14 protein-coding genes and 1 pseudogene are annotated in these 15,690 nt (G+C 61.4%); 11 read left to right on the top strand and 4 right to left on the bottom strand.

Going from position 1 to position 15,690, the window contains the following annotated elements:
- Positions 1-67 precede the first annotated feature (67 nt).
- Positions 68-403 carry a DNA/RNA helicase domain-containing protein gene (locus Q0X61_RS13330; RefSeq protein ID WP_367270689.1) on the bottom strand — a complete coding sequence of 112 codons (336 nt, stop codon included), beginning with the start codon at positions 401-403 and terminating at the stop codon, positions 68-70.
- A 1,427-nt stretch (positions 404-1,830) separates the two neighbouring features.
- Positions 1,831-2,826: a LacI family DNA-binding transcriptional regulator gene (locus tag Q0X61_RS00865; RefSeq protein ID WP_297739395.1), complete on the bottom strand. Its 996-nt coding sequence runs from the start codon at positions 2,824-2,826 to the stop codon at positions 1,831-1,833.
- Between the two features lie 173 nt (positions 2,827-2,999).
- Here Q0X61_RS00865 and Q0X61_RS00860 point away from each other — a divergent pair, with 173 nt between their 5' ends.
- The 10 genes from Q0X61_RS00860 (at position 3,000) to Q0X61_RS00815 (ending at position 13,079) form a co-directional block, all read left to right on the top strand.
- On the top strand, positions 3,000-4,505 hold the full coding sequence (locus Q0X61_RS00860) for an alpha-N-arabinofuranosidase (protein ID WP_297739392.1): 1,506 nt from the start codon (positions 3,000-3,002) through the stop codon (positions 4,503-4,505).
- A 20-nt stretch (positions 4,506-4,525) separates the two neighbouring features.
- On the top strand, positions 4,526-5,863 hold the full coding sequence (locus Q0X61_RS00855; protein ID WP_297739389.1) for an ABC transporter substrate-binding protein: 1,338 nt from the start codon (positions 4,526-4,528) through the stop codon (positions 5,861-5,863).
- 56 nt (positions 5,864-5,919) lie between these two features.
- On the top strand, positions 5,920-6,840 hold the full coding sequence (locus tag Q0X61_RS00850; protein ID WP_231974610.1) for a carbohydrate ABC transporter permease: 921 nt from the start codon (positions 5,920-5,922) through the stop codon (positions 6,838-6,840).
- Complete coding sequence (locus Q0X61_RS00845) at positions 6,837-7,667, top strand: carbohydrate ABC transporter permease (RefSeq protein WP_297739382.1); 831 nt, start codon at positions 6,837-6,839, stop codon at positions 7,665-7,667. The genes Q0X61_RS00850 and Q0X61_RS00845 overlap by 4 nt, the downstream gene beginning before the upstream one ends.
- Before the next feature lie 194 nt (positions 7,668-7,861).
- Positions 7,862-8,764: a glycoside hydrolase family 43 protein gene (locus Q0X61_RS00840; protein ID WP_297739379.1), complete on the top strand. Its 903-nt coding sequence runs from the start codon at positions 7,862-7,864 to the stop codon at positions 8,762-8,764.
- A gap of 26 nt (positions 8,765-8,790) precedes the next feature.
- Positions 8,791-9,948 (top strand): glycerate kinase, encoded by a 1,158-nt coding sequence (locus Q0X61_RS00835; protein ID WP_297739377.1) that lies wholly within the window; start codon positions 8,791-8,793, stop codon positions 9,946-9,948.
- Between the two features lie 44 nt (positions 9,949-9,992).
- Positions 9,993-10,634 carry a hypothetical protein gene (locus Q0X61_RS00830; protein ID WP_297739374.1) on the top strand — a complete coding sequence of 214 codons (642 nt, stop codon included), beginning with the start codon at positions 9,993-9,995 and terminating at the stop codon, positions 10,632-10,634.
- Positions 10,631-11,560, top strand: a complete 930-nt coding sequence (locus Q0X61_RS00825; RefSeq protein WP_297739371.1) for a hypothetical protein — start codon at positions 10,631-10,633, stop codon at positions 11,558-11,560. The genes Q0X61_RS00830 and Q0X61_RS00825 overlap by 4 nt, the downstream gene beginning before the upstream one ends.
- Positions 11,561-11,644: 84 nt before the next feature.
- Positions 11,645-12,211 (top strand): TetR/AcrR family transcriptional regulator, encoded by a 567-nt coding sequence (locus Q0X61_RS00820; protein WP_297739368.1) that lies wholly within the window; start codon positions 11,645-11,647, stop codon positions 12,209-12,211.
- Between the two features lie 310 nt (positions 12,212-12,521).
- Positions 12,522-13,079: a DUF4865 family protein gene (locus Q0X61_RS00815; RefSeq protein ID WP_108872503.1), complete on the top strand. Its 558-nt coding sequence runs from the start codon at positions 12,522-12,524 to the stop codon at positions 13,077-13,079.
- Between the two features lie 161 nt (positions 13,080-13,240).
- On the opposite strand, the gene Q0X61_RS00810 is transcribed toward Q0X61_RS00815, so the two are convergent.
- Positions 13,241-14,593 (bottom strand): DUF222 domain-containing protein, encoded by a 1,353-nt coding sequence (locus Q0X61_RS00810; protein WP_297739361.1) that lies wholly within the window; start codon positions 14,591-14,593, stop codon positions 13,241-13,243.
- 156 nt (positions 14,594-14,749) lie between these two features.
- Between Q0X61_RS00810 and Q0X61_RS00805 the strand changes: the two genes are divergently transcribed.
- Positions 14,750-15,487: a 1-acyl-sn-glycerol-3-phosphate acyltransferase gene (locus Q0X61_RS00805; RefSeq protein WP_297739359.1), complete on the top strand. Its 738-nt coding sequence runs from the start codon at positions 14,750-14,752 to the stop codon at positions 15,485-15,487.
- Here the strand turns inward: Q0X61_RS00805 and Q0X61_RS00800 are convergent.
- A pseudogene (locus tag Q0X61_RS00800) lies at positions 15,471-15,690 on the bottom strand (hypothetical protein); the annotation flags it as partial. The gene Q0X61_RS00805 and the pseudogene Q0X61_RS00800 sit on opposite strands and share 17 nt — an antisense overlap.

The raw sequence follows: 15,690 nt of genomic DNA, 5'->3' as shown, positions 1-15,690 counted from the left end.
AACTGTCGCAGGTATTGCTGTAATGTCGGGTCGACCGCGTGGACAAACGTGCCTTTGATGCCACGGGTCAGTAGTACCGTGCAAATGTTGGTGATGTACCCAAACAGCATGTCGTCAGTTGTTGCGACGCTGGCCGTGGTGTTGTTGCGTCTGCCCGCGGCGTCGAAGAGCTGTTTCTATGGGTGAAGAGCTGCCTCGTGGATACGTCGTAGCGTAAATCACGCCCGGTGATGACGTCGGCGTAGTTGAGGTCAAAGCCCCGAATGGTGTGAATGGAGCAGGATTCATCCAACGACGTTGGGGAATTCGCCCAATCAATCGGGGTTGTGTTCCACCACTTTGTTGCGCCAGAGCCGAGATCGATATCGACCTTGGTGTTGTCTTCTAACTGATTTACGGCCAGGCATAACCTGAAACCATACTGGCTAGACCGGATTTCCTCTCTTTCTCGGTAATGAGTTGTTATAGTTGAGGCGGATCATCGACGAGGTACTCATTGCTTCCCTGACTGGGCATCCGGATGATAAGCCATAGAGTTGGCACTCCGATTCCTGTAGCTGGTCCAGGAGCACGTCGAATTCGGCCTTGGAAATATCGCCGGAGGACAGATCTCCCGGAGTCCAGCAGCATAATGACATGCTTTGCTCGATTCCTCGCCCACTCGAGTTGTGACGCTTCAGGTCACTGTCCATGGAAGAATCGAGTTTTAACGTCGCGGTAACGTTTCGTGAGAGAGGCATGGGCCTGCATCGCATACGGCGAGAGTCGATGATCCTCGTCGATGATCTGTACGTTGAATTCCTCTTCGCCGTCAGCGATGTGAACATCGTCATCACCATCGACGGGGGTGAGTCCGGGGTGTTCGCGAAGATGCCTTGACGGATTCCCGCAGCGACTGTTGCGGCACCACGAGGCCTACGCACAGACCCTCGAATGCCTCCCTGTGACCTGGTAGGAAGAGCTCTGAACACATGGTGTCGTGGTCGATGCTGTCTGCATCGAGTGTGTGTGAAGTCCGCCATGAGCTTCATGAGATAGATTCCGATGACCGTTTATCCGGTGCCAGGCTCTTCCTGGAGCACTGACATGCTGCGGAGGTAGGTGCGGTTCTGGAAATCGGAGCTGAGCCTCTCCAGGATCTCCTCCACGGTTTGCAACTTGGTCGTGGGTGTCAAGGAGGCAGAACGCATCAAGATCAGGGGTCGTGAAGCTAGGCTTATCCATGTCGAGGTCTTCCAGATGGAGAGTGTAGGAACCCTCATCTTCAGGGAGACCTCGACGTCTACCCTGGCAACGACACGGACAGGCCCACACCACCACGCTCTACACCCTCAATTACGAAGAGCCCTATAAAGGAGAACTTCTCCATCAGCCAGAGATTGTTTCTCCGACAACTCAAGATTCTGGCGCATGCGGCAGCTCAGGCTCAGTGTTTCGTCGAAACTGAACCGGCGAATGCCAAAGCTGGTCATACTTGCCTGATCGTTCGTAGGCCTTATCGACAGGGTGTTTCTGCTCTATAATATCGAGCTTTGCCAGCCCAAGCTCGCCCAGGCCCTCAGAGAGAACATCGGCGCGCTGATAGGTGTGGGAAGACGCGTTAACGAGTTCCAGTCAGATTGCTGAATAGTCCTTTGGAGTTTGCAACTACAAGCACTCGAGTAACTGACCGGCTTCGGTTGTAATGGATTTCGCCAAGTTTTCAGAGCCCTGGGACTGGTTCCAGTCTCGAGCAGTATTGAAAGTGTGAAGATGTGGGGGACCGCATCGTTGCTCACCACATCTGTAGGTTACTGCGTGCGAATCCAGGGCCCGTGTTGCACGGCTGGTTCAAGCGGGTGCGCTCTCTCTCACGATCAGTTCCCAGCCCACAGGCGCGACGGAACACTCATCGCGCCCCTGTACTTGCCCGAGGAGGTTATCCAATATGCCTTCCACCAGCGCGTCCAAATCAGGGCGCACCGTGGTGAGTGATGGGTTGCTGAATTCGCCTTCGGGAATGTCGTCGAAGCCGGCTATCGCCACCTGTGATGGCACGTCAACGTCCGCGTCAGCGCATGCCCTGAGTGCACCGATCGCCATGACGTCGTTGAAGCAAAACACAGCATCGGGTGGTTCAGGAAGCCGCAAGAGTCCGGCCATGGCGTCGCGCCCAGCGCTGCGGCTGTATTCACTGACTGCGACGATGTACTCCGGCCGCTCGGGTAGTCCAGCCGTCGCGAGGGCGGAACGGTAGCCGGCAAGGCGAACTGACGCCGTCCCCTGCGCCGACTCCACCCCAATCGCCGCGATTCTGCGTCGCCCTGTGTGAATAAAGTGTGAGGCGACGGCATTCGCCGCCGCGACAGAGTCCACGGCCACATGGGGGAACCCGTCGGGGATACCTCGCTCGCCCAGCAGCACTATGGGTGTGGCATCTGTGCGGTTATGGAAATCGGCGGGCGTAAGCGACAGCGGGGAGAAGGCGATACCGTCCACCAGGTGGCTCTGCTGTCCGGCGAGGACGGCGAGCTCAGCTTCGCGGGACCCCTGCGTCGATTCCAGCAGCGTGACCCACCCACGTTGGAGAGCTTTCTGAGTAAAAGCGCTGGCGAGCGTGGAGAAATAGGGTGAATCGATTTGGGGTACGACCAGTGCCAAAAAGCCCGAGCGCCCGTACCGCAGCTGCCGGGCGGTAGCGTTGGGGCGATACCCGAGTGCCTCGATAGCTGCCTCGACGCGTGCCCGCGTGGCTGGGCGCACCACGGGCCGGTTGTTCACGACGTTCGACACTGTCTTAATTGAGACCCCAGCTTCCCGGGCAACGTCTTGCAGCCTGACCGCCATGCGAGCAATCCTATTCTGACTAGTTCTATGCCTGGCAAGGGCCTACTCCACTGCCAAGTGAACATTAGGGAGACCCTCTTGTGTTGAGTTTACCTCCGTTGTAATATGCCGTATATCCGGGATTTGCTCCCGTTGTAACCGCAGAGTTGCGAAGCACGAAGGAGTGGCTTTATATGGGCAAGGCGAACGCCGTGATTCATCCCGCTTGGCACCATGGGCCGGTGAATCCGCGCGTATTCGGGTCGTTTGTCGAGCACATGGGGCGGTGCGTCTACACGGGAATCTTCGAACCAGACCACCCATCGGCCGACGAGCACGGATTCCGTCAAGACGTCGCCGAGTTGGTGCGAGAGATGGGGGTCTCGCTCGTTCGATATCCGGGCGGGAACTTCGTCTCGGGCTATCGGTGGGAAGACGGAGTAGGGCCGAAAGAAGAGCGCCCCACCCGTCTCGACTTCGGTTGGCGTTCCATCGAACCCAACGAGGTGGGCACTAACGAGTTCCTGGCGTGGTGCGAGCGCATGGAGATCGAGCCCATGCTGGCGGTGAATCTCGGTTCGCGCGGCATGGCTGAAGCCATGGAGTACCTCGAGTACGTCAACGGTGAGCAGGGCACAGAACTCGCCGACCGCCGCGTCGCGCACGGGTACGAGCGGCCATGGAACGTTGACATTTGGTGCCTGGGGAACGAGATGGATGGCCCGTGGCAGGTAGGCCACAAGACAGCCCACGAATACGCAAGGCTCAGCCAGGAAGTAGCCAACGTCTTCCATCGCTTCGACGACACTCTCGAACTCGTCGCCTGCGGATCGTCCAACCGTCAGATGCCAACCTTCGGCGCCTGGGAACGAGAAGTGCTCGAACACACCTTCGACTACGTCTCCAACATCAGCGCACACGCCTACTACGAGCCCATCGATGGCGACGTGGTGAGCTTCCTGTGTGCAGCGGAAGACATGGATCGTTTCATCGCGTCCGTTCGTGCTACGGCAGACCACGTTGCGGCGGTGAAGCAATCCACCAAGCGCATCACGGTGAGCTTCGACGAATGGAACGTCTGGTACCAGTCGCGCTTCGGCGGCGAGAACTCCATCGAGATCCAACACGCTCCGCGCCTCATCGAGGACACATACTCCGTGCTCGACGCGGTGGTCGTCGGATCGTTCCTCATCACGCTTGTGAACCGCAGCCGCGACGTAGGTATGGCATGTCAGGCGCAGCTCGCCAACATCATCGCCCCCATTCGCTCTGAGCCAGGCGGCCCCGCGTGGCGGCAGACCATCTTCTACCCATTCGCACTCACAAGTAAGTACGCCAAGGGCACGGTGCTCGACATCGCGATGGAGTCGCCCGTCATCGACACCCCGGCATACGGCGAGGTTCCGCAGCTCTGGGCAACCGCCACACTCGACGACGATGGCGAGCTTGCACTCTTCGTCGTGAACCGGAGCCTCGACGATGCCTGCGAGCTGAATCTCGATTTCTCCGCACTGGGCGATGTCACACTCGCGGAGCATCTGCTCCTTCACGAAGACGACCACAGCATCGTCAACAGCCAGGAGCATCCCGACGCGGTGCAGCCCCGCATGGGTGAGGCGCGCGTCGAAGGCGGACGCCTCACGGCAGATCTTCCGGCGGTGTCCTGGCACTGCATCCGACTACAAACCTCTCAACGCTGAGAACCGAAAGGAAACACATCATGCGAACCATGTCTCGACGAAACCTGCTTGGCGTCTCTGCCTGCGCGCTCGCTCTCGGTGGGCTCTCCGCTTGTGGTGGCGGTAAATCTGCGACGGACCAAGGCGGCGGTAACAACGAAGCCAGCGGCGACGGCGGCAAGGGCGGATACGACGGCCCCGCTGTCACGCTCGCGTTCTGGAACGGCTTCACCGGCGGTGACGGCGCCTACATGAAGAAGATCGTCGACGCATTCCACAAAGAGCATGACAACATCAAGGTTGAGTTCAACACCATGCAGTGGTCTGACTTCTACACGAAGCTTCCCACTGCGGTGTCTTCTGGTAAAGGCCCCGACATCTGTGTGATGCACGTCGACTCCGTCGCCACCAACGCTGCCAGAAACGTGATCCAGCCGCTCGACGACGTCGCGAAGGCACTTGATCTCAAGGGCGACGACTTCGCTGAGGTTCCTTGGCAAGCGGGTATCTACAAGGACAAGCGCTACGCACTGCCGCTCGATGTGCACCCGCTTGGGTTCTTCTACAACAAGGCCGTCATGGAGAAGGCCGGACTCGATCCCGAACAGCCGCCAATGACGTTCGACGCGTATATGGACGCGCTCGACAAGCTGAAGGGCAAGGGCATCAAGGGTCACTGGGCAAGCCCGCACCTGTTCACGGGCGGCCAGTCGATGCAATCGCTCATCTACCAGTTCGGCGGTTCCATGTATAACGACGATGCCACGGAGGCGACGTGGAACTCGCCCGAGGCAGTGAAGGCGTTCGAGTGGTGGCTGGGCCTTGTGAAGGATGGGCACAGCCCGTCGAAGGTGGCCCAGGACGCCGACTTCATCGCGCTACAAAACGGCGAGTGCGCCTTCAACTGGAACGGCATCTGGGCGATTAACACCCTCGGTGAGAAGAAAGACCTGGAGTGGGATGTGGTCCGACTCCCGAATATCGGCGGTCAGGATGCCGCGTGGTCGAGCTCTCACCAGATGGCGCTGCCCGTGCAGAAGAAGCCCGATGAGAATAAGCAGCAGGCTTCGCGTGTGTTCTTGAACTACGTCTCCGAACAGTCCGTCGAGTGGGCGAAGGGTGGCCAGGTGCCTGCCCGTAACGAGGTGCGTGAGTCCGAGGAGTTCAAGAAGCTTGAGCATCAGCCGAAGTTCGCCGAGCAGATCGATGTGCTGCACTTCCCGCCCACCATCCCGGGCATTGGTGACGTCGGCGCCGAGTTCGATAAGGCGCTCAACAACGTGATGCTTGGTGGCAAGGAGCTGAAGTCGGAGCTGGATGCGTCGGTGAGCCGTGCGAACAAGCTCCTTGAAGCAAATCGGAAGAAGTACGAAGGCTAATGTCTCGAGCCCGATCGAAGCACCCCAGGGCGAGCCGGGTACACGGTTCGCCCTGGGTGGCAATTGCTTTCCTCGCGCCGTATCTGGTGCTGTTCACGATGTTCATCATCGTGCCGGCTATATACGGGCTGTGGATCTCGTTGCACGAGTGGGACTTCAGCTTGCCTGGCCGCCCCTTCGTCGGTCTGCAAAACTACGCTGATCTTTTCGACGGAGAGTCGCTCACGGCACAGCCGTTTTGGAACGGCATGAAGAATACGTTGATCTTCACGGTGATTAGCGTTCCATTCCTCCTCACCGTTCCGCTGGGGCTGGCGCTGCTGCTCCACCGAAAGTTCCCCGGACGCACGTTCTTCCGGGCGGCGTTCTTCGCCCCGTACGTCCTGGGCGTCTCTGTGATCGGTGTGCTGTGGAGCTACCTGCTCGACGGCAACTTCGGTCTGGTCAACGCCCTACTCGGAGTCGAGATCCAGTGGACGACCGACCAGCCGTGGGCATGGATTTCGCTCGTCGGCGTCACAGTGTGGTGGACGGTGGGTTTCAACGCCGTCATCTACATGGCCGGCCTCGCAGAGATCCCCAAAGCACAGTACGAGGCTGCAGAACTCGACGGTGCTACCGCCTGGCAGCGTTTCGTCCACATCACCATCCCTGGGTTGCGGCCGGTCCTCATCTTCGTGCTCATCACCACGACGCTGGCCAGTGCCAACATGTTCGGTCAGGCGTACATGATCACCAATGGTGGTCCGGCTGAATCGACACGGACAGCCATTATGGTGATGACCGACCTCGGCTTCAATCAGGGGCGCGCCGGTGCCGCAGCCGCGCAAAGCTACATACTGGCCATCTTCTTGGCGATTATCTCCGTCATCAACTTCTGGCTCGTGCGAGACAAGGACGCTGCGCGGGAGAGGAAGCAGGCCAAGGCAGCTGAGAAGGCATTCTTGGCCAAGCAGAAGCAGGGGAGCGTCGCATGAGCCGCACCATTTCCAAGATCCTGTTCTGGATCATGATCGTGCTGCTGGCGTTCATCTTCTTCGCGCCCATCGTGATGATGATCCTCACCAGCTTCAAGACATCCCTTGAAGGGCGGGCGATGCCGCCGACGATCGTCCCCGAGCAGTGGACGCTGCGGGCGTACTACCGGCTGTTTTTCGAGGATGCATCATCACCCGTGTTCCGGTGGTTTGCGAACTCGCTGATCGCTGCGACGCTGCACGCCGCGCTGGTGGTTGCCGTCGCATCCATGGCTGGCTACGCCTTGGCGCGCCTGTACTTGCCGGGCAAGAACGTACTGTTCGGGTTCATCCTGCTCACCATGTTTGTGCCGGGGTTCGTATTCCTGATGCCGAACTTCGAGCTGATGAGCAAACTCGCATGGCTCGACAGCTTGCAGGCTCTCATCGTGCCTGGAGCCGCCGGAGCGTTTGGTGTGTTCTTTATGCGCCAGTTCTTCCTGGCGGTACCTAAGGAACTCGAAGAGTCTGCCCGTATTGATGGTGCCGGTCCGTTCCGAACGTTCTTTAGTGTGATGTTGCCGAACGTTCGGGGAGCAGCTCTGACGCTGTTCATCCTGAGCTTCTTGGCAAACTGGAACGACTTCGTCTGGCCGCTCTACGTCATGTTCAGCGATGAGATGCTGACGCTGCCTATCGGCTTGTCGCGGCTACAGGGCGCCTACACCATCGACTACCCGGTCATCATGGCTGGCGCGTGCTTGGCGGCCGTGCCCGTCCTCATCATTTACACCATTCTGCAGCGCTACATCATCGAAGGCGTCGCCACGTCCGGGCTCAAAGGCTAGGAAAGCCGGGCGTGCGCCGTCGGAAGGGAAGCGAGATGTCACGCAACAATCGACGAATATCGACCGGGGCGGGAGTCCTCACCCTGGGAGCCGCACTCGTCCTCACAGGTTGTGGGGCGGACGGTAGTGCTGAAGGCTCCCCGATCACACCGCAAGCGAGCCAACCAACAGCGACGACAGCAGAGGGGGAGCAGATGGGATTCACGAACCCGGTCTACGCGCACAATTTTCCGGATCCGCAGATCTTGAATACCGACGACGGATACATCGCCATCGCCACCAACGGCAACGGTATGAACGTCCAGGTGCTCACCAGCCCAGACATGGTCGACTGGTCGCAGTCGGTCGACGCCATGCCCACATTGGCCTCATGGACGAGCTCGGGCAAGGTCTGGGCGCCCGAAGCCATCAAGTGGGACGACGGCACCTACCGCATGTACTACACCACCAAGGCACCTGACCCACAGTGGCAGTGCATCGGGGTAGCCACGTCGGAACACGCTGCAGGGCCCTACGAAGACACTTCCGAGGAACCCATCGTCTGCGAGGTCGAGGAAGGCGGGTCCATCGATGCTTCGCCGTTCATCGCCTCTGATGGGTCCAAATGGCTGTTCTGGAAGAACGATGGCAACGCCATCGGCGTCGATACCTGGATCAAGGTGGCCAAGCTGTCCGACGACGGCCGGAGCATAGAAGGCGAAACCAAGAATCTTTTCAAGCAGACGGAAGACTGGGAAGGCAACCTGGTCGAGGGGCCTGCGGTGGTCGAGGTCGATGGTGTGTTCCACATGCTGTACTCCGCGAATGACTACGGCTCGGAGGACTACGCGATGGGGCACGCTGTCGCGGATGCTCCGGATGGGACGTGGCGTAAGGATCCGAAGCCGGTCATGATGGCCAACGACGTTGCGGCCGGCCCTGGGCACTGCCAGTTCGTTGAAGCCCATGGTCAGTGGTGGATCGCCTACCACGCCTGGGTTCCGGGTGAGGTTGGCGATGAAGTGAGCGGGCGCCAGCTGTGGTTGTCGAAGGTAGCCTTCGACGGCGAATCCATCGACGTGCAGGCGCCGACGGTGGAGCACCCCGATAAGCCCTGAGTAGGCTGCTGCGTACACTTCCTCGTATGGAGCGACCACCGTTGATCGTTTGTGCACCCGATTCGTTCAAGGAATCGATGACCGCCGCGGAAGCGGCTGGGGCGATGGCACGGGGCGTCCGGAGCTCGTTGGGGTTGTGTGATCCGGTTCTGGTGCCGCTGGCTGACGGTGGTGAGGGCACCGGGGAGGCCTTGCGCATAGCACTCGACGGGGAATTCGTCGAAGTGCAGTGCCACGATGCGCTGGGTAGGCCCATCACCGCCAACATCGTGCACGTTCCTGAGCGGCGGTTGGCCGTCGTGGAGATGGCCGCTGCGGCAGGTTTGGAGCGGCTCAAACGCGGCGAGCGCGACGCGCGTCGTGCCACCTCGGTTGGGGTGGGCGAGTTGTTTCTTGCGGCTCTGGATTTGGGTGTCGACGAGATTCTCGTCGGGTTGGGCGGCAGTGCTACGAATGATGCCGGTGAGGGCATGTTCGCCGCGCTGGGTGTGCGGTTTCTCGACGAGTATGGCGCGCCGTTGCCGCCTGGCGGGGCGGCGCTGGCGAAGCTTGCCGCCATCGATGCGGGCAATATCGATCCCCGGCTTCGCGACGTGCGCATCACCATCGCCAGTGATGTGACGAACCCGTTGCTCGGTATCAATGGCGCCAGCCACATCTTTGGGCCGCAGAAAGGTGCCGATTCGCAGAGTGTCGCGGAGTTGGACGCCGCGCTTCGGCAGTGGGCGGACATCGTCGAACCCGCTGTTGGCAAGGATGTTCGTGACGTTCCCGGCGCGGGTGCGGCGGGCGGCATGGGTGCGGGCCTGCTGGCGTTTACGAACGCCACCATCCGCTCGGGCGCGGACTTCATCATGGACGTCGTCGGATTCGACGAGCTGCTCAGCCGAGCGTCGCTCGTGCTCACCGGCGAGGGGAGTTGGGATGCGCAGTCGGCTGGTGGGAAGGTGCCGGCAGCTGTCGCGACCCGAGCGGCAGCGCATGGGGTGCCTACCGTGATCTTCGCTGGGCGTGTGCAGGACGCCAACACGCCACTACCCGACGGTGTGCTCGCCGCCGTGCCCATCGTCGACCCTGCGACAGACCTCGACACAGCGCTTGCCGAAGGTGCCCACAACCTGGAACACGCTGTCGCCGAAACCCTGCAGCAACTGGATTTGCCGCCTCGATACTCCCACCCCTGATACCCCGCCAGCTGTGTCTGGATGCGGGGGTTAGACTCGAGTGCGTGCTGGAAGTGCTCGCGACGTTGGCTGCTGCGTTGAGACTCGACCCGGCAATCTTCCAGCAACCTGACAGCCTTACATGGCAGATCGCCGCCTGGGTGGCGCTTCTTGCCGGACTGTCATCGATGCTCGGGCACGTCGCCGTGCTCAAGATCAACCACATCGCGGGCCTCAGACTTCTCACGAGTCTGCTCGTTAACGCTGTACTGCTCGTCTCGCTCTACGTGATCCAAGCGTCGATGATCTGGTGCATCGGCTCGCTGGTGTTGATGCGCGCCATGCCGCTCATACCGCTCATCGAGGTGGCGCTCCTAGCGCTTGCGCCGCACGTGTTCGCATTCATCACTGCCATGCCGCACATCGGGCTCGGGATTGGGCGTCTGCTCGAGGTGTGGAGCTACCTCATCATCTGGGTCGGCACACAGCACGTGTTCAGCCTAGGGCGTTGGTCGGCGCTGGCCATCACCATCGCTGGTTGGCTCATCATGCAGATTCTGTCCAGGTTGCTCGCCGAACCGCTCAACTGGGTAGTGGGCCGGCTGTGGACGCTGGCGTCGGGCAGACCGACGTTCGTGCAGTCCCGCGACATCCTCGCTGGCACTCCAATGGTTCCCGTCGGACAGCATAAGGAGCCCACGCGATGATGAGCTCACTGATCTGGGGCGCGGTACTGATCGTGGTGCTGTTCGTACTGTTGTCCCCACTGGAGTCGCTGAACTGGTGGGCCGATCGCGGCGAACGCGAAATAGCGCACACTATGGAGCAGCTCGCGCTGGAGCCATCGTCGGAAACGTCCTCCGAGCACTACCTCGTCTACTTATCTGGCGTGGGCACGCTGGGCGGCGAGCTGTCTCGTCGAGAGCAAGCGTGGCTGGACGAACTGGCGCGGCGGATGCCAGGCGTGCGTATCGTCGACGACGTGTTCCCCTACGCGGTGAACAACCAGGGCCTGCTGCAACGCACTACGGCCTGGCTGTGGGGGACGCTCGACAAGCTGCGCCGTGGGCGGTTCCCCCTGATGTTGCCGATGCTGATCAACCTGCGCAACGTGGCGCAAGTGCTCGTCTCCGCCGACCCGCGCTACGGCCCAACGTTCAATATCGGTCTGGCGCAGGAGATCTGGCGTTCCCTCCAGCGCAAAGGTTACGTCCGGGGCAGCGGCGTGCCCGTCACTCTCATCGGGTTCTCCGGTGGGGCGCAGATGGCGCTCGGTGCCGGCTGGTTCCTCGACCGCTTCGGCATCCCCGTCAACCTCATCTCCATAGGAGGCATCTTCGGCGACGACCCCGGCCTCGACAAGATGCAGCATGTATGGCACCTCACCGGCACCGGCGACCGGCTCCACTACATCGGTAATGTCGCATTCCCCGGGCGCTGGGCCACGGCGCCGCTCTCGCCATACGGGCGCATTCGGCGCTCCGACCGGTTCGAGCACCGCACGATCGGCCCCATGGAGCACGCGGGCGCGAAGGGGTACCTGGGACGTCGAGAGCACGGCCCCGACGGGCGCTCATACGCGCAGATCACTACCGACGAGATCTGCGGGATCATCCAAGCTGACAAGGTATAGCTGGACTGACCGGAGACGTTGATTGGGTGGGTGATGGAGTATTTTCCGTTGCATTTTGTAACTACTGGTGTGTACAGTCGGAGTATGGACACGAGGACACGTCTTGTGGATGCAGCCCAGGAGCTGCTGTGGGAGCGGGGTTACGCAGCAACCAGCCCGAAGGAGATCTTGAGCCGAGCCGACGCCGGACAAGGCAGCATGTACCACCACTTCTCAGGGAAACAGGCTCTCGCTGTGGCTGCACTCGAAGCCAGTGCGGAAGCCATGCGGGAGGATGCGGATGCCCTGCTTCGTGGCGAAGGGACGGCCACAGAACGTCTCGTCGCCTACCTTGAACGTCAACGTGATTCGCTCCGAGGCTGCCGCATGGGTCGTATGACGTATGACGCCGACGTGCTCGCTACACCTGAGCTGCTTCAGCCGGTGTCCGAGACCTTGGCGTGGTTGGTGGAGATGATCGGGGCAGTTGTCAGCGAAGGGGTTGAGGCAGGTGAGTTCCCGCCCGAGGCTGACGCCCACCAGTTGGCCTCGTTGGTTGTGGCTACAGTGCAAGGCGGTTATGTCCTGGCTCGCGCGCAGCAAGATCCCGCTGAGTTTGACGCAGCCGTCCACGGTGCAAGCACTCTCCTGCGCACTTGGAGTCGAGGATGACCCTGGAGTACCGAAGGGCACCGTCGACTCTGGGTGTCTACGCTGTCACGTTCGTCGCTGAGCGCGCACCCGCCGGCAAACCCTCCGAGGTACGGCGGCTCTGCGTCACGGACGGCGTTGCCCCGGCCCACGTCGAAGGACAACCACTCCGGCACCTGACCGAGGGCGAGTCCGTCTGGAGTGATGCCGGCCAGCGGCACTGGTATGGCTCTATAGCCGAACAGTTGATGTCCTGTCGACTGTTGACCGGAAGGAACCCGTTACTCCCACGACCGAATGCCACGCAATCAACAATCAAGGAGAATCACTGATGTACGCCATGCAATACCAGATCACTTTGCCCACCGACTATGACATGCAGATCATCCGCGATCGTGTCACTCGGACGGGTCATCTCATGGACGGCTACCTCGGACTGGAGTTTAAGGCCTACCTCATCCAGGAGAAGGCCAAGGGCGCGCCTCAGAACTCCTACGCTCCCTTCTACGTCTGGCGCGACATCGACGGGATGCGCCAGTTCTGCTGGGGAGAACCCGGCTACTCGGCCATCGTGCGCGACTTTGGTCGCCACTCGATCCACGACTGGACAGTCCACCAGCTCGTCGCTGGCCCGGCCGACTATTCCAACGCCCGCAGCCTCACCGTCAAGACCGTGCCGCTGCCGGCCAGTGCCGCGCCGTCCGACTGCATCAAGGGCACCACCGCCGACTTCCTCGCCACGAACACTGACTCAACCGTGGCCCGAATCGCCGCCGTCGATGTCACCACCTGGGATGCCATCCTCGTCGAGCTCAGCACTCGTGAGACCGACGAGAGCTCCACCAATGTCACCGCCTACGAGGTATTGCACGTTTCCGCTGCTGCTTAAACCACCAACGATTCAGTCGCCCGCCTGTCATGGAACAACGTTCCCTGTCGGTACATCTGCAACTCGGGTGAGCGCTTGTTGCATGTGCCTAATAAATGCACGCAGCACCGGTACCCCGCGACTCCGGCAGGAGTGCGGGGTACCGGTGTGGTGAGTTGACGTTACGCGGCGCGAGCCCAGTCGGGTGGGGGTTCGTCGACGGGTGGCTGCGGCGGCAGCTCCGGGATGGGTGCGATGGGGACCTCGGGTATTTGGGTGCAGACGCTGCCCCGGCCCGTCACCAGATACTGGTAACCCAGCGGCGATGTCCAGTGATATACACCGGGTTCAGGCTGCTGCAGATGCCAGTGGCCAGCGGTTTTCATACGGTGCGCACGCCTGTCGAGAGGGCCGAGGTTGCCCATGCTCGTGGCGCCCGCGTCGTGGCTGGGGGAGTAGGCGACGGTGTGGTCAACGTCGCAATGCTTCGCTTTGGTAGCGGAGAATGGAAACACCGAACGCGGATTGCGAACCTGCAAGGCGCAGAGCTGGCGGCTGCTCGGTGTGCTGCCGGGGGCATCTGGAACCAGGTTTGGGTCGAGTACGGGCCGCACCGTGACGTTCGAACCGGACAGGAACTCCGGCAGCGTCGAGGTGAGCAAATGCCCCCAACCCTCGACATAGGCCGCTGATCCGAGTGGGGTCGCGCCGTCAGCTGCCAGAGCGGCTTCGTCGTTGGAGCGCTCCGCAGGAACGTGCACCACCATCTCAACGCTCATCAACGACTCTTGACCGACAGCTTGCTGCGCGAAGATGCCGAAGGCGGCAGCACGTCGCTGGCCACGGATGAAGGAAGCACGCTCGTGCGCTTCGAGCTCGCTTGGAACCTCGGGCTCGGGAAGCGTGGCGGCGATCTGATCGAGAGCCTGATCGAACAACACGCCGTCGGCTGCCGCCACCTTGCCGAAGATGCCGACGTGCTCGTCTTCGAAGCGCCCAACGTGCACGAAGCGCTCTTGGGCTGCAATTCGGGCTCGACGCCGGGCACCCTCAGCATCGGCTTCGGTAACCCACACGGGCAGCTGCTCGAACAGCGTCCACACCGAGTTGATCCCCAGCCAGTGCGAGGCGCGGCGATCGACGTCCATGGCCGCCGAACAAGGCAACTTCTGGGTGGCTTCCTCAACCTTGAGGGCCATCCACCACTGAATACTGCCGGAGATGAATAGCTGCCAGATGCGCGGATGCCGAGCGCGAATGCTGAGTGCCTGGGAGACGCGCTCGCGCATGCCGGAAAAGCTCATGCCGGTAGCGGCGCTCGCTTCGAGCACGAACGCTTCCGACGGACCGCGCACTCCGTCGCGCCCGGAGGAGAGGCGTTTGATGCGGAGGGCCTTGGGTAGCGTCATGTCTTCTTCGAGCACGTAGGTGTCGGACGCTTCGAGGAGCGCGACGATTTCTGCAACTTCAGCGGCGCGCGCGGCGTTGCGCGCGTGAACCATGGCGGCGAATGCGAGAGGTGCTGCGTCGGACATCATTGTTCTCCTTCAACACCACCAATCATACCGAACAAACGTTTGAAAACAAAGGGGTTGTGCTAAAAAATCTCCAGTAAATGTGCGGCCCAGACGCGGGACCGCCCGGGTCGCGCACGGTCGAGTAGAGCGAGGTTAGGGCAGTACAGTGGCCCCATGTCGAAGCCCGAATCCGCACCCATCGTGTACCGAAGTCTGGTGGGGTTTGTGCGGTGCCTCCTGCCGCTGCTGGTGACGCGGAAATGGCGAGGTCTGCATCGTGTTCCCAAGCAGGGCGGGGTGCTCGTCGTCAGTAACCACACCTCGAACTTCGACACTGTCACGTTGGGTGACGCGCTCGTCGCTGCGGGACGCTGGCCGAGGTTCTTGGGCAAGTCAGAGATCTGGAAGGTGCCGGTGCTCGGCTGGTTGGCCGTGCAATGCAGGCAGATTCCCGTCGAACGACACACGGCGCGGGCCAAGGATTCCCTGCGGCATGCCGCCGAGGCACTGGAGCAGGGCGACTGTGTCGCCATCTTTCCTGAAGGCACCATTACGCGCGACCCGCGAGGCTGGCCCATGGTGGCGCGCAATGGCGCCGCGCGCCTGGCCCTCACCACCGGGGTGCCGGTGCTTCCCATCGCCCAGGAGGGGTGTCAGGAGGTGCTCGGTGGGCGGTATCTGCAACTGCGTAAGTTGTTCTCGTTGCGCAGGCGGCCCATTTCGCTGGCAGTGGGGGAGCCCGTCGAGCTCACTGATCTGCTGTCCGACACGCCGAGCGACGACGACGTCCGCGAGGCCAACCGTCGTATCACCGAGGCGCTCACGGACGTGTACGCATCGGTGCGTGGAGAGCCCGCGCCTGAGTTGGTCTGGAACAGTTGGAAAGAGGGATATGTCAGCCGAGCTGAGTGATCGCATCGACGACGAGTGTCTCGCTCTCCACGTGAAACCGGACGTTGTGGCCCGCGAATGCAACACCGTAGCTGCGCCCGTCGCGCTGGTACGCCGGCCGGGGGTCTTCGCTCAACAACCCGATGAGCGCCTCGCGCTTCGCGTCGGGCCTGAGTTTCACAACTTTAGTGCCCCAGTGTTGTGAGGAGTTCAGCGACGTTGTT

Origin of the sequence: uncultured Tessaracoccus sp., from assembly GCF_947255005.1 — a bacterium.
Classification (GTDB): Bacteria; Actinomycetota; Actinomycetes; order Propionibacteriales; family Propionibacteriaceae; genus Arachnia.
This window is presented reverse-complemented; position numbering and strand designations above follow the sequence as displayed.